This is a genomic window from Sulfurovum sp. UBA12169, assembly GCA_002742845.1.
Taxonomy (GTDB): Bacteria; Campylobacterota; Campylobacteria; order Campylobacterales; family Sulfurovaceae; genus Sulfurovum.
On sequence record DLUH01000005.1, the window covers coordinates 834,180 to 847,622 of the forward strand.

General features: G+C 39.5%; 18 protein-coding genes and 1 tRNA gene. 9 read left to right on the forward strand and 10 right to left on the reverse strand.

From position 1 onward, the window contains the following. The first annotated feature begins 44 nt into the window (after positions 1 to 44). Together atpE and CFH81_09220 are read left to right on the forward strand one after the other, a co-directional pair. A complete protein-coding gene (gene atpE / locus CFH81_09215; protein DAB40362.1) occupies positions 45 to 350 on the forward strand; it encodes an ATP synthase F0 subunit C in 306 nt (101 codons plus the stop codon). Positions 351 to 427: 77 nt separating this feature from the next. Then, positions 428 to 512 (forward strand) — tRNA-Leu (locus CFH81_09220). Positions 513 to 748: 236 nt separating this feature from the next. On the opposite strand, the gene CFH81_09225 is transcribed toward CFH81_09220, so the two are convergent. Genes CFH81_09225 through CFH81_09240 form a run of 4 tightly spaced genes read right to left on the reverse strand, consistent with a single transcriptional unit; the run spans position 749 to position 4,435 of the window. Then, positions 749 to 1,396, reverse strand: coding sequence for a potassium transporter TrkA (locus tag CFH81_09225; GenBank protein DAB40363.1), 648 nt, complete (start codon positions 1,394 to 1,396; stop codon positions 749 to 751). Further along, positions 1,393 to 2,721 carry a potassium transporter gene (locus tag CFH81_09230; protein DAB40364.1) on the reverse strand — a complete coding sequence of 443 codons (1,329 nt, stop codon included), beginning with the start codon at positions 2,719 to 2,721 and terminating at the stop codon, positions 1,393 to 1,395. Before CFH81_09230 ends, CFH81_09225 begins: the two co-directional genes overlap by 4 nt. Positions 2,722 to 2,729: 8 nt before the next feature. Further along, positions 2,730 to 3,413: a DNA-binding response regulator gene (locus CFH81_09235; protein ID DAB40365.1), complete on the reverse strand. Its 684-nt coding sequence runs from the start codon at positions 3,411 to 3,413 to the stop codon at positions 2,730 to 2,732. Beyond that, the gene (locus CFH81_09240; GenBank protein DAB40366.1) at positions 3,410 to 4,435 is read right to left on the reverse strand and encodes a sensor histidine kinase; all 1,026 of its coding nucleotides are present in this window, start codon (positions 4,433 to 4,435) and stop codon (positions 3,410 to 3,412) included. The genes CFH81_09235 and CFH81_09240 overlap by 4 nt, the downstream gene beginning before the upstream one ends. A 308-nt stretch (positions 4,436 to 4,743) precedes the next feature. On the opposite strand from CFH81_09240, the gene CFH81_09245 reads away from it, so the two are divergent. From CFH81_09245 to CFH81_09255, 3 genes are all read left to right on the forward strand, one after another. Beyond that, complete coding sequence (locus CFH81_09245; protein ID DAB40367.1) at positions 4,744 to 5,055, forward strand: transcriptional regulator; 312 nt, start codon at positions 4,744 to 4,746, stop codon at positions 5,053 to 5,055. A 301-nt stretch (positions 5,056 to 5,356) separates the two neighbouring features. Continuing rightward, positions 5,357 to 5,641, forward strand: coding sequence for a DNA-binding protein (locus CFH81_09250; protein ID DAB40472.1), 285 nt, complete (start codon positions 5,357 to 5,359; stop codon positions 5,639 to 5,641). A gap of 268 nt (positions 5,642 to 5,909) precedes the next feature. Beyond that, the gene (locus CFH81_09255; GenBank protein ID DAB40473.1) at positions 5,910 to 6,707 is read left to right on the forward strand and encodes a hypothetical protein; all 798 of its coding nucleotides are present in this window, start codon (positions 5,910 to 5,912) and stop codon (positions 6,705 to 6,707) included. Position 6,708: 1 nt separating this feature from the next. Here the strand turns inward: CFH81_09255 and CFH81_09260 are convergent, their stop codons facing one another. Then, positions 6,709 to 7,224, reverse strand: a complete 516-nt coding sequence (locus tag CFH81_09260) for a ferritin (GenBank protein ID DAB40368.1) — start codon at positions 7,222 to 7,224, stop codon at positions 6,709 to 6,711. Between the two features lie 150 nt (positions 7,225 to 7,374). Between CFH81_09260 and CFH81_09265 the strand changes: the two genes are divergently transcribed. Then, entirely contained in the window at positions 7,375 to 8,022 is a 648-nt protein-coding gene (locus tag CFH81_09265) for a hypothetical protein (GenBank protein DAB40369.1), read from the forward strand. Here CFH81_09265 and dnaJ read toward each other — a convergent pair. Further along, a complete protein-coding gene (gene dnaJ / locus CFH81_09270) occupies positions 8,019 to 9,155 on the reverse strand; it encodes a molecular chaperone DnaJ (GenBank protein DAB40370.1) in 1,137 nt (378 codons plus the stop codon). The two genes, CFH81_09265 and dnaJ, sit on opposite strands and share 4 nt — an antisense overlap. Positions 9,156 to 9,248: 93 nt before the next feature. Here dnaJ and CFH81_09275 point away from each other — a divergent pair, with 93 nt between their 5' ends. Both CFH81_09275 and CFH81_09280 read left to right on the forward strand, forming a co-directional pair. Then, the gene (locus CFH81_09275) at positions 9,249 to 9,542 is read left to right on the forward strand and encodes a stress responsive protein (protein DAB40371.1); all 294 of its coding nucleotides are present in this window, start codon (positions 9,249 to 9,251) and stop codon (positions 9,540 to 9,542) included. Continuing rightward, the gene (locus tag CFH81_09280; protein ID DAB40372.1) at positions 9,539 to 10,108 is read left to right on the forward strand and encodes a recombination protein RecR; all 570 of its coding nucleotides are present in this window, start codon (positions 9,539 to 9,541) and stop codon (positions 10,106 to 10,108) included. Before CFH81_09275 ends, CFH81_09280 begins: the two co-directional genes overlap by 4 nt. A gap of 21 nt (positions 10,109 to 10,129) precedes the next feature. On the opposite strand, the gene CFH81_09285 is transcribed toward CFH81_09280, so the two are convergent. Both CFH81_09285 and CFH81_09290 read right to left on the reverse strand, forming a co-directional pair. Next, positions 10,130 to 11,179, reverse strand: a complete 1,050-nt coding sequence (locus CFH81_09285) for a phosphoesterase (protein DAB40373.1) — start codon at positions 11,177 to 11,179, stop codon at positions 10,130 to 10,132. A gap of 110 nt (positions 11,180 to 11,289) precedes the next feature. Next, positions 11,290 to 11,691 (reverse strand): transcriptional regulator, encoded by a 402-nt coding sequence (locus tag CFH81_09290; GenBank protein DAB40374.1) that lies wholly within the window; start codon positions 11,689 to 11,691, stop codon positions 11,290 to 11,292. 162 nt (positions 11,692 to 11,853) lie between these two features. Between CFH81_09290 and CFH81_09295 the strand changes: the two genes are divergently transcribed. Further along, on the forward strand, positions 11,854 to 12,123 hold the full coding sequence (locus tag CFH81_09295) for a 30S ribosomal protein S15 (protein DAB40375.1): 270 nt from the start codon (positions 11,854 to 11,856) through the stop codon (positions 12,121 to 12,123). 47 nt (positions 12,124 to 12,170) lie between these two features. Here the strand turns inward: CFH81_09295 and CFH81_09300 are convergent, their stop codons facing one another. Further along, the gene (locus CFH81_09300) at positions 12,171 to 12,473 is read right to left on the reverse strand and encodes a hypothetical protein (GenBank protein DAB40376.1); all 303 of its coding nucleotides are present in this window, start codon (positions 12,471 to 12,473) and stop codon (positions 12,171 to 12,173) included. A gap of 89 nt (positions 12,474 to 12,562) precedes the next feature. Next, on the reverse strand, positions 12,563 to 13,345 hold the full coding sequence (locus tag CFH81_09305) for a hypothetical protein (GenBank protein ID DAB40377.1): 783 nt from the start codon (positions 13,343 to 13,345) through the stop codon (positions 12,563 to 12,565). Between the last annotated feature and the right edge of the window lie 98 nt (positions 13,346 to 13,443).

A 13,443-nucleotide genomic window follows, 5' to 3' on the forward strand; every position in this document is an offset into this window, starting at 1 on the left:
ACAGTCTAAAGAGACTTAAAACCTATTTAATTGAAGGAATAAATATGAAAAAGTTTTTCTTACTTTTCTTGGCACTCGGTGCTGCTGCATTTGCAGGCGAAGGTGAATCTATGGTACAAGCATACTCAGTAGTTGCTGCTGGTGTTGGTCTTGGTCTTGCTGCTCTTGGCGGTGCTATTGGCATGGGTAATACTGCTGCTGCAACAATTGCAGGTACTGCTAGAAACCCTGGTCTTGGCGGTAAATTGATGACAACAATGTTTATTGCATTGGCGATGATCGAAGCACAAGTTATCTATACTCTTGTTATCGCTCTTATCGCACTTTATGCTAACCCATTTATCGGTTAATCTAAATAAATATTAAGGTTGCGGCGGTATAATCCCGTCACAACTTTTTGATAGTTTACTAAACTATCTAAGTCTACGCGGCAGTGGTGGAACGGTAGACACGCTACCTTGAGGGGGTAGTGCCCTACGGGTGTGGAGGTTCAAATCCTCTCTGCCGCACCATTTAAATTCTATCTAGCTTAGCAAAATCAGGCAAATTATTTTAATACAGCAAGCTACAGTTAAGATGCTAGCGTATGATAAAAATTTTCTATCGCTCCAGAGTTTCCTAAAATGCAAACATATTATCTGCGTGGACTTTATGGGCATTATCTATATCAGTATACTCTATGCCTCTTTTGTTTTACACAGAATCCATCCGAAGTGTTTAATAAAGTTTAAAGTTGGTCTTTTGCCCTTCAAACCTTTTTGCTCAGCGATTCAATATTGTTGCTGTTGCCAAGAACTACCAAGATGTCGCCTGCTTCAAGAATATCGTTTTTCTCAAAAGAGGTGTGCCATTCGCCTTGATGTTTGTAGGCGATGGGTTTGACCTCGAACTCCTCTTTAAATACCGGCGATAGTATAGAGGTTCCAACCCAAAAAGTAGGGACAACCATCTTTGCAAGCTTTATGGTAATAGAGAGATCGATAGTTTCGTAGTGCATATTTTTAACGATTTTTTTGACCAGTTTTTTCGCTGATTCCATCTCTGGATAGATTACTTTAGCGGCACCTAGTTTTGATAATATTTGACCGTGAACTTGCGTAATGGCTTTTGCTACCACAGTTTTTATACCTAGCTCTTTGAGTGCCATAACGGTAAGAATACTTGCTTCAAGATTTTCTCCGATGCTCACTATTGCCATCTCGGCGTCTGCTATGCCTGCTTCATAAAGTGCCTTTGGGTCTGATGAGTCAAGAATGATTGCGTCTTGAACAAACTCACTTATATTTCTCACCTTCTCCTCATCATGATCTATGGCGATAACCGCCGCCCCTTGCTGTGAGAGCCCTTTTGCTACGTGGTATCCGAATTTTCCTAATCCAATAACGACATATGTCATATAATCACCTTTCCTTCTGCGTATTTGATACGGGTTTGCACCGCTTTTCCTACGATCACTATTGTAAATGCAAAAACTCCTATTCTCCCCATGAGCATAAGCAGGATGATATTGAGTTTTCCTACATCGCTAAAGAGTGCACTGTAGCTTAGCACTCCGCCGTTGCCCGTTGATACCCCTACTGTTGCAAATGCTGAGCATGTTTCAAAAAGAGTTCTGACAAAGTGAAGATGTTCACTCTCATTTAAAATAACCGTTGAAATGAGGATATAAAAAGAGGCGACAAAGATAATCGCATAGGCTTTGTTGATCTGGTAGGGAATTAAACTTCTGTGAAAAATATGCGGGTTGTTTTGACCGCGCAGCGTAAACCAAACACCTATGATAGAGAGTGCCAAAACAGTAGTTTTGACACCTCCTGCCGTTCCGCCCGGACTGCCGCCGATAATCATAAAAATAGTTCCAAAAAAGAGGTTAGAATCGTTGAAGGTGGAAAAATCTATCGTGTTGAATCCTGCGGTACGGTAATTGACCGATGCAAACCATGCCGCAGCGATTTTTTCTCCAAAAGGCATATTTCCAAGAGAGTTCGGGTTGTTCCACTCCAGTGAGAGGATGATAGCTATCCCTGCAACAATCAAAATAGCCGATGTCCATAAAACAAGCTTTGTGTGTGTAGAGAGACGTGTGAGCGACTTTTTGCGGTAATTGTAGAGCTCTAAAAGGACAAGATAGCCAAGCCCGCCTATAATGATGAGCAATGGAATGGTAATATTGATAATGAGGTCATCCCTAAAGCGCATCATATTGTCGCTAAAGAGAGAAAATCCTGCATTGTTGAAAGCGGAGATGGAGTGGAAAATACCAAACCATAGGGCATCCGCAAAGGGCATATCCGCCAAAAATCGAAGCGTAAGCAGTGCTGCACCACTTAGCTCGATAATGATAATGGAGGTAAATACAATTTTTAAAAAGCGAAAAACACCGCTCATTCCTGGATAGTTGAGAGACTCTTTGAGGATAAGACGATCACGGTAGCCGAGTTTTTTGCCGCGCATGATGGCTAAAAATGTTACCGTCGTCATATAGCCTAGCCCACCGATTTGAATAAGAAGAAGAATGATGGTGTGACCAAAGATTGTAAAATCAACGGGAGTATCTTTGACGATAAGCCCCGTTACGCAAACTGCCGATGTTGCGGTAAAAAGAGCGTCTATGATAGTGAGTTCGCCGTTATGGGCAAAAGGAAGCATCAGTAAAAAAGTTCCTATGCCAATGAGAATAACAAAACTCAAAAAAATAATTTTCATATCTTGTGTTTGCATGCAACTCCTTAGCTATCGCAGCAAAATCTATATCCGATACCGGATTCTGTTTTGATATAGTTTGGCCTTGTGCTGTTTTTTTCTATTTTTTTTCTCAGGGTATTGACATAAGTTCGCAAATACTGCATTTCATTTTGATACCCTGTGCCCCAAACCTCTTTTAATATCTGTTTATGGGTAAGCGTTTTGTTGGCATTAAGCAGAAAATATTTTAATAGTTCATATTCTATAGGGGTTAATTTTAGGCTTTCCTTTTGAAATAAGATGCTTCGTGAAAGGAGATTGAGCTCCAGCTCCCCGCAGATAATATTTTTTTTAATGTTTTCTTCGCTGATATTTCTTCTTAGGTTTGCTTTTACTCTCGCCAACAGTTCATTGATCGAAAATGGTTTTGTGATATAATCATCCGCCCCGCAGTCTAAAGAAGTTACAATCTCTTTCTCGTCGCATCTGGCGGTAACTACAACGATGGGTACTTTGGAGATTTCCCGCAAATCCATGATCAGGTCTTTCCCATCCCCATCCGGTAAACCCAGATCTACTATGACAAGATTGGGATTTTGGCTCAAAAAAAGTGCTAAGGCGCTCTTTTTGCTTTCGCAGGAAATAAAATCAAAACCATATTCTCTAAATGTAATTTCTAAAAGTTTTTTAACCGATCGGTCATCTTCAACTATCAATATTTTTTTCATATGAGTTCTGCTTTCTTGGTTATCGGCAATCTTATATCTATTTGCATGCCGCTGTTGATGGCTTTTGCTTCAATGATGCCTCCATGAAGTGTTACGATGCTTTTGCATAAAGCCAAACCGATGCCGCTTCCTGAGATATCATTTGTATCTTCAAGACGATAAAATTTATCAAAAATATTTTTGAGTTTCTTTTTGTCAAGATGATCGCTTTTGTTAAAAATGCTTAAAATCATTGTATTTTCAAGCGATTGAATTTTAAGCAGGATATCAGTACCGGGTGTTGCATATTTTAAAGCATTGTCCAGCAGGTTGACAAGAAGCTGTGTCAGCAGCATATTGTCTCCCCAGAAAAGCTCGATATTTTGAATGTCTATCTTTAAGATGTCATCGGTTTGTTTTTGAGAAAATTCCTGCAAGGCAACTCCGATCATGTCTTCAAAATCGCACCATTGCAGTTTTAAATCCATTTCTTTGTTTGAAAACCTTGCGCTGTCAAATAGATTTGTAATAAGCCGTTTCATTCTCAAAGAAGCATAGTTGATATCTTCTAAAAGCGTCATCGTTTTTTCTTTGTTCAATTCCGGGTTGGCGAGGATAAGATTGACAGTTCCGTGTATGGTTGCCAGGGGAGTTCTTAGGTCATGAGAGATGATATGCAGCAAAGACTCTCTTAGTTCGTTTTGTCTTTTTTGGGCGCTAAGATTTTTTGCTTGATAGGTAATAATCCAGCCTACAATCCCGAAAATAACAAAACTCCATATATACAGTTCATTGTGAACACTAAAGCTGTAGAGCGGCGGAATATATAAAAAATTAAAACAGATTACGCTGACTAACGTGATAAAAACAGTCGATTTCATATTGCCGTGCATCGAAACAATTGCCACGGGAATAATGTGGATAAGCGCTATATTGATAATGTCTAAATACGCCCTGAAAATATGGCTTATAAACGTGATAAAAATCAAAATTAAAATAGAATTGAAGAGATATCGATAGGTATAAAAAAGATCAGGTTTCATAAAAATACCAGACCCCTCTACTTCGCATACTAAACATTTGATATATCCTTTGCCCGCTTAATCATTTTTTACTTTTAAATAGATTGATTTTATGATAGTCATTATAGGTTTTAATAGATAAATAAAATATCAAGATTGTATCAAAAATATAAAGATTTTATAAAAATCAATCTACTGAACTTAAGAGCAGACTCAGAGATAACGAGAATTTTTAAATAGAGAAATAAAAAACTTCAGCCAATATATCAATCTATATTGATATATAAATATTTTTATAGTATTATTCTAGGACGCCAAAGGAGTAGAGTATGGAAGTTTTTTTAAAAACAATAGGTGCTATCAATGATGAAACGCGATTGCGCCTTTTACGATTTGTAGGGTTAAATGATGAAGTATGCGTGTGTGATATTGAGACTTCGTTTGATATGGTGCAATCGCGCATTTCAAGACATCTGAAAATACTCAAAGAGGCGGGGTTTTTAAAAGTAGACAGAAGGGGGCGGTGGGCTTACTATAGCATACGAAGCCCTTTGGATGTTTTTAGGCAGTCTATTCTTGAAGAGATAAGCTGTTTAAGTATGGATATTCCTGTGCTCAAGAAAGGGTGTATAGCACGATAGCTGCCTTGCGGGTTTTGGATCGGAACGGCTTATTTATCAGTGATGCGTACCGTATCCCTGTTTCTATTTTTGCACTTGGCGGAGCAATCGTATATGTGTGGGATATTCACGGCAAGATAACATCTCTGAATTTATCATGATCAAGTATTGGTTATTGCAAATTAAAACTATAAGCTTTTTTGTTTGGTTTTTTGACAATAAGATAAACAAAGTACACAAAATAGGGCTTTTTGGAGTATTTTTATGTTTTTTTAAGATTAGATTGTGTTATAATGATCGCATCTTAAATAAAGGAAGAAGAATGACAAAAGCAGAGTTTGTGGAATTGGTACAAAAGAACGGTGAATTTGAGAGTAAAGCAGCAGCGGAGAGAGCAGTGAAAGCATTTATAGCTTCCGTAACTGAAGCGCTTGTAAAAAAAGAGACTGTATCATTGGTCGGTTTTGGAACATTTTCGACAGTTGAGGTGGCAGCAAAAAGCGGTACAGTTCCAGGAACAGATAAAACATATAAAAAAGCGGCACATACTGCACCTAAGTTTAAAATAGGCAAAACGCTTAAAGATGCGGTAGCAGCAGCAAAATAATCTATTTTATGGTTGCCTGTGTGGCGGGCAACCTTTTCTTCTTATTCTTCTGAATGTATATTCTCTATACAAATAAAGTATTAAAAATATTTTACAAGAAAACAGTTGCATTATATTTTTACATTTAATTGCTTGAGCAAACGATTTGGCTGAGATCGGGTATTGATAAAATAACGATTTTTTTATTTTTTGTCGTAGTCAGTATGGATTTCAATGTATGTTTTGTGTAATTTTCAAAATGGTATACTTTTACCAAAAAGAGCAAAAAATGAATCTAAAACATATGATCGGTTTGGGTGTAGCAGGCAATTTTGCACATCATTTAGAGCAAGCAGGCGAAATAAAAGATTTTGAAAATATTACTACCGAGCAACCGGATGCACCCAAAGGGATTTTCCCATTTTATGTGCCGCGCTCCAAGACTTTTCTTGGCCTCTATCCTGTGGGAACAAAAAAACTCTGTCTCCCCGAATATGAGGCAAATGCACAGGTTGAACCTGAAATCGCCATCCTTTTTGATATTGTTTATGGCGATGATGAGACGGTGACAGATCTTACTGCAAAAATGTTTACAGCATTTAACGACTGCACCATTCGCAAAGCCGGAGCCAAAAAAATCTCTGAAAAGAAAAACTGGGGATCAAATTCTAAAGGCATCGCAGACAAGTGGATAGCAATAGACAAATTTGAAAAAGGCGGCGTAATGGATCGTTACCGCCTCTGCTCTTTTGTGATGCGTGATGGCATCCTTCAACCCTATGGCGTAGATGCACCGCTGCTGGGGTACAGTTATTTATATGATACGCTCAAACTTTGGCTTATCGACAAGCTAAACAATCAAAAAGATTTTGGTCCGCTGGAGGACATGGCTATGTATCTGAAAGTATCTGATTATCCGGATCAGGCATTGATCTCTATAGGGGCGACGGCTTATGCGGAGTTTGGCGAAAAAAACTATCTTAAACCAAATGATGACATTTATGTTATTGCTTATGATAAGCATAAAGACAGGGGAGATAGGCAAACGAGTGAAAGTAAGATTATATTGCACCAAAGGGTGCAATAGCTTAGCCCATATTTTTTTTGATATCGGCGATGAATTCAGTGATGTCATCATGAAGTGCCTGTAGATCTTCTTCATGTTCAACTTCATCGGCAAGTATCGAAGAGACAATGTCATAGGTTACGATATCTTTGTCTTTGGTCATTTCGGCAATTTTAGAGTAAATGCTAATCGCACACTGTTCACCTTTAATTGCATCATTCAAAATAGCAACAACATCAAACTCTTTAGGCTCTTCGTAGCCGCAATTGGTGTGTGTGAACCATTGTTGAGGATGTGTCAACGGAGTGCCGCCAAGCTGAAGGATTCGATCTGCTACCAGGGTGGCATGTCTAAGTTCATCAGCAGCATGCTGCGTAAGTTCGGTGATCGCAGCATCTTTCATAATCCCTTTGATCACTTTTGCTTCGATAAAATATTGATAGTAGGCCAACCATTCATCTGCATATGCTTTGTTGAGTTCAGTAATAATATCATTGATCTCTAACCCTTTGATGATTGAATTCCCTTTTCGTGCCATAATTTATCCTTTTGAAATGATGTAAAGAAGTTTTTTCTTTATTTATGATAGTCTTTTTTGACTTAAATGGTAATTGCTTTTCTTTGATCTGTATTGAGGCAATCTTATGATATTTTTGTTAGAATGATAAAGAGAAGCGAGAGGAGCGATATGAAACCGTTTTTAATTTTAAGTGCAATGCTTTTGATGGCAGGGTGTGGAGAAAACAACGATAACCAACAAGCAAGACTTCTGGGCGGTCGTATGCCCGAAAGCAAAGTTGTTTCAACAGAATTTGCCAATGAAAAAAATGCCAAAAATCAAACAGTGCTTTTAGAAGAAATGAAGCATGAAAATGCACTTGATCTTGCCAGAATTGAGGCCGAAAAAGCCAAGGCGATTGGCCATATCGAGCTGGAAAAATCAAAGATAGAAATCTCTGCCAGACAGGAGATGGCTGCAATGGCACAGCAAACCCAAAAAGAGGTCGCCTTGGCCAAAGAGCAGAGGATCGCAGCAACAAAAGATAAAGATATTGCACTGTATCAAATGATTATGGGCAGCGGGGCTGTATTGGTTTTATTTGGCATGGCACTTTTTTTGTGGATCTACAGAAAAAACAGAAACGATAAGCTTAAAATGCATGAAGAGACGCTCAGGCATCAGGCATTCATGCAGTCTAGCCGGCAGCAGCATGAAAAAATGAATAAAATGCTAGAGATCATCGTGGATGAAAAAGCAGACAAAGCAGTTAAAAAAGAGTTGGTCAAGCTGCTCAAAGAGCAAGAAGGATCACCCGCCCTTATAGAGTACCGTTAGCTTTTAAACCAACTTTTTACTTTGTCAAATGTGGATTCGAAAGTTGTTTTGTGCGGACGGCTTTCTACACCGTAGCTTTCTTGAAGCTGCTCAAGAAGCTCTTTTTGTTTGCTGTTTATTTTTTGAGGAAGCACCATGCGTATTTGGGCAACAAGGCGGCCTTTTCTTCCGGTGTGAACATCCGCAATACCTTCTCCCTCAAAGACAAACTGTTCTTTATCTTTGGTGCTTTGCTGAAGCTCGAGTTCCAGTTTTCCCTGTAGGGCAGGTATGGTAATAGTTTCACCTAAAACGGCCTGGGTGAAAAATACAGGCACTTCGATATAGACATCATTGCCGTTGCGAATGAAGTGCTCATCTTCTTCGACTAAAAATGTAACATAAAGATCTCCCCGGCTTTTATTCTTGGCTTCATTGCCGCGGCCTTGTACTCTGAGACGATTGCCGCTATCCACGCCTGCGGGAATAGTGATGGTTACGGAGTCTTTTTCTTCATGGTAGCCTTTGCCTTGACAGCTGATACAGTTTTTGGCGATTTTCTGTCCTCTTCCATGGCATTTCGGGCAGGTTTGTGTAAATGTCATCGGTCCCTGACGCATGATCACTTGTCCCCGGCCCCCACAATAGTCGCATGTTTCAAGTTTTCCGTCTTTGGCTCCTGTTCCTTGGCAATCGCTACAGGATGTTTTATAGAAAACGTCTATGGTTTTTTTGCATCCAAATACTGCTTCGTGAAAGGCCAATGGCAATTCTATCTCAAAGTCCAAAGCATATTTTTGGCTGGGGTCTTTGCGTGTCTGCCCGAAACCGCCGCCAAAACTACCCGTTGCCCCGCCAAACATAGAATTGAAGATATCCATAATATCATCCATGCTTCCGCCGCCAAAACCGCCGCCCATGCCATGTCCTTCAAGCCCGGCTTTTCCGTAGCGGTCATAAATAGCTCTTTTTTCCTCATTGCTTAGTACTTGATAGGCTTCATTGACAAGTTTAAACTTTTCTTCGGCTTCTTTGTTGTCAGGATTTCTGTCGGGATGATATTTCATCGCCAATTTTCGATACGATTTTTTAAGTTCACCACCCGAGCAACTTCTGCTGACTTCCAATACTTCATAATAATCAAGTTCTGTCATTTTCTGTGTTTCCCTCTTTGGTCTTAGTGGATTATTTTGGCGAATTCTACCATAATTTGGCTATAATCACAAAAACCAAGAAGAGAGGCAGGGATGGTAGTCCATATCGTAATGTTTCAGTTTAAAGAAGAAAACAAAAAACCCAATATCATTCAAGCCAAGCAGATGCTTGAAAATTTGATGGGAGCCGTGCCTTCCCTTAGAAGTATGGATGTGGGGGTCAACTTTTCGACAGAAGACAGAGCGATGGATCTTAGCATTATTGCTTCTTTTGAGAGCAAAGAAGGCCTTGATGCCTATGCGGTCCACCCTGAGCACCTCAAAGTAATCGATTTTATTAAGACGGCTGTAGAATATTCTAAAGTAGTAGATTATGAGAGAATATGAGAAAGCACAGGATAGAAGCATTTGAAAATCTGGTAGAAGCCTTGGGAGCATTGCCCGGGATCGGCAAAAAAACAGCAATTCGTTTGGCATACCATATGGTGATGGAAGACGGGTTTGCAGGAATGAAGCTTGCGCATGCTATTGAAACGGGCGTCAACAGCATTCAAAAATGCAGCAAATGCCACAATATGAGTGAAGATGAATTGTGTGCGATTTGTTCTGATCCTTTTAGAGACAGCTCTAAGCTCTGTATTGTACAAAGTGCAAAAGATATTTTAACCATAGAAGAGAGCAGACAGTTTTTGGGTGTTTATTATGTGGTTTCGCAGGTGAGCGATCTGGACGAGAGCCATCTTTTGTATGCGGCACATGGAGTAGATGAAGTGATTTTTGCTTTTCCTCCAAGCATTGCCACCGATACGATGATTCTTTACATTGAAGATAAGCTCAAAGGATTAAATATCAATTTTACCAAAATAGCACAAGGGGTGCCTACGGGGGTGGAGCTCGAAAATATCGATTTGCTTTCACTCTCTCGTGCGTTTGAAGCAAGAGTGAAGATATAAATCAAAAAAATACCTTGGAGGCTACTCTTGAGCGCATTTTTCGTTGATATAGTCTTGGATGAATTGGCGTACCTGGGCGTAGACAAAGGAATCTTTGTATGTATCAATCTTTCCCCCGCTGGCGTTGGGGTGACCGCCGCCGCCGCCGATATGTTCAGCCATTTTTGAAACATCCAGCTTGTTATTGCTGCGCAAAGAAAAATGGCCTCTGAAGTTGATATCCATATAAAAGTCATAGTCAGGATTGTTGACAAGAAACGTGTTGCCGATGATGGAAGTGTTGCCTATATTGTATCCCAGGATGCCCTTGTATCCTTTGTAATGAATGGTGAGGCGCGCCTTATCGATACCTAAAAGATCTGTGACGTAAAAAGCAACAAGGTTGTCTTTGGTGTTGTTTGCTTCTCTCATAAAAAAAGATTTTTTGATCCGGTGCAGCGCATCATCAAGTTTAATGGGAGCATCGGCATCGTCTGCCATTTGTTTCGCTGCTTCGATAAGCGAGAGTTTCAAGGCTCTGTCCTCGTCGGGGAATAGGATGCGATTGATCTCTTTTGCGCCCGAAATCATGCCAAGCATCACTTTGCCGTATTCAAAAAGCGTGTCTTGATTCAGCCAGATATCGACGGCATTGACTGCCTGTACAATATGCAAAAACGTATGGTCTAGATCAAAATCATAATGTCTTTTGAGCCAATCATAAGTGATGCGCGTGGCGCTGCGGGAAGTGTCCAGCGTGTACCATGCAAAACGTTCTGCGGTATTGGCGCCTGTTGCATGGTGGTCAAGCAGTTGCAGTTTTGCACCGATACGTACGGCTTCTTTTTCTATCCAATTTGCTTCTTTCGTGCTAAGGTTAAGATCCGTGATAAGGATCAATGCTTCGGTATTTTCTCCGCGAACAAATTTGTCTTGCTCGATCTTGTGGACTATCTCTTCGAGCCTTGCAGTCACTTCGGGTCCATAGTTTGCATTGTAGCACACGATGTTCTCAAAGCATTGCACGGTAAGGTATTGGCATGCATACCCGTCAAGGTCGATGTGGGAAAGATGATAAATGTATTGTTTCATGATAAAAGATACCTTTTTAATTTTTAATCATACCAAATAGAGCCACTGATGCAGGCGATCAATAAAATGGCTGTTGCGACAGTATGTTTCAGGCTTTGTTTGAAAAGCATTTATAATAATATATCGCCCAACGTCAGATCAAATAAAAAATCATCGATTTTTGTTTGAAATTTAAGTAAAAACGGAGAGATGGCACAGCTTCCGATCATTCCGTTCGGACAGGTTTGGGCATATTGGGCACAATCAAAAACAGTAGGCATTTTTCCTTCTGCAGCACAGATGACATCATAAACCGGGATACTGTTAATATCTTTTGCCAGCATAAATCCGCCGTGTGCGCCTTTTCTGGATTCCAGGATACCCTGTTTGGCCAAATTTTGAAGAATTTTAGCCAGAAAACTTTTAGGGATGCAAAGTTCATTTGCCAATTGTTCAGCTCCGATAGGGGCTTCTGCTTTTCGAATGGTATCCAAAGAAAGTAACGCATATTCGCTCGCACGTGTCAATAACATAATGAGACCTTATTTAATGAATTAGGAGTATATTACTCTAATTTATATTAGAGTTTGGTTTGGCCGAAAGACAGATTGGCCTAAGCTCCAAAAAAGAATAGTATGGTATCATTGCGCTCCCAAATACACTTTGGAAAATAAAATACCAATCAGGAGGTCATTATGGCTTTGGATCAGGCGAAAAAAGCAGAAATTATCGCAAAATACGCTAGAGGCGACAAAGATACAGGTTCAACAGAGGTGCAAGTGGGACTTATTACAGAAAGAATTACGTACCTTACAGAACACCTTAAAATCAACAAAAAAGACCACTCATCAAGAGTAGGGCTTCTTAAGCTTGTAGGTCAAAGAAGAAGACTTATGAGATATCTTAAGACTAAAGATATCAGTCGATGGAATACGATCAAAAACGATCTTGGCATCAGAAACTAATCTTTTTTTCAATCCAGCCGCCTTTGGCAGCTGGACAAAACCGCGCGCTAGAGTGTACTGATATACTCTGCCACCGAACGAATCTCTTCTTTGCTGTATCTGTCTAGCAAATTCTTTTTATATATTTTTGCGATAGGCATTGCTTTCTTTTTACCCGAAGCAAACTGTTCCACATCTTCAACAATTTCTTCTGCAGACATCCCTTTGATAGCCTTTGAGTGCTCGGCAGCAACTTTCTCTCCTTCATAGCCATGGCAACCTGCGCAAGTTTTGTCATAGATTGATTTCCCTGATGCCGCACACAAAAAACCAGTCATTAAGAAAGGTAACAAAATTTTTATTTTTCTCATTTTCTCTCCTTTTTTAAATTGTAACAAACACCCTGTTTTGTAATGCTTAAAGAAGTGATCGATAGGCAGCGATGCAGTTTTTTATGAGATTATGTCAGTGAAGAGAATTTATTATAAAGTTCGATTTTTGACGTGACGCGGTATTTGTTGAAAATATTTTTCATGTGTGTTTTAAGTGTATTGATCGATATCCCAAGCGTTTGCGCAACTTCACCGTAAGACATTCCGTTCAATACTTTACGCACTATTCTTTTTTCCTGTTCTGTGAGCAGTTTCATGTTTTCATCAATTCTCATGCATTTGGAGTACACGAGGCTGTAGTGCTGATCGTACAGGGGTTGGAGCAAGGTTTGAAATACATTTTGGATGTTTTCAAGTTTTTTAAGATCGATTTTGTTTTCTGCTTGAAAGATAAAACACACAAAACCGATTTTATCTAGTTTATCAAAAGCATAAAGAGGCATCAAAACAGCTTCTTTCATCTTTATCTCTTCGGTAAATGCTTTGGCTTCTTTCTGTGTTATTATGCCCTTGAACAGCTCAAACAGATCATGTATGGTATGGTGTTTTTGTCCGAGATTAAAATGATCGGTACAGTTTTTGACAAACTGATTCCAGTTTAGCTTTTTTTTGGGGAAAAGATATTGTATTAGCAGATGAGAAAAAAGCCTGTGTTTTTCAATAACATGCTCTACATGAACCTTTTGGTGTTCATTGACACAGATCGCAATGATGTCCGCCTTTGATTTTTCAAGATAAAAATCACTATCCTTATGCAAAAGAGCCTTTAAGCTTCTGCCTTGAATGACACATCCTTGAATCTCTATAATCTTATGGAGAATCTCCTGGTCTGTGATCGTATGCATGTGCATGACTCCTTGGCAGATAATCTTTGAGTGATTGTAGTCTACATTTTCTTAAGGTGTTCCTATTTTGTAGAAAATCACACGAAAGGGTGATGTATGCAGAA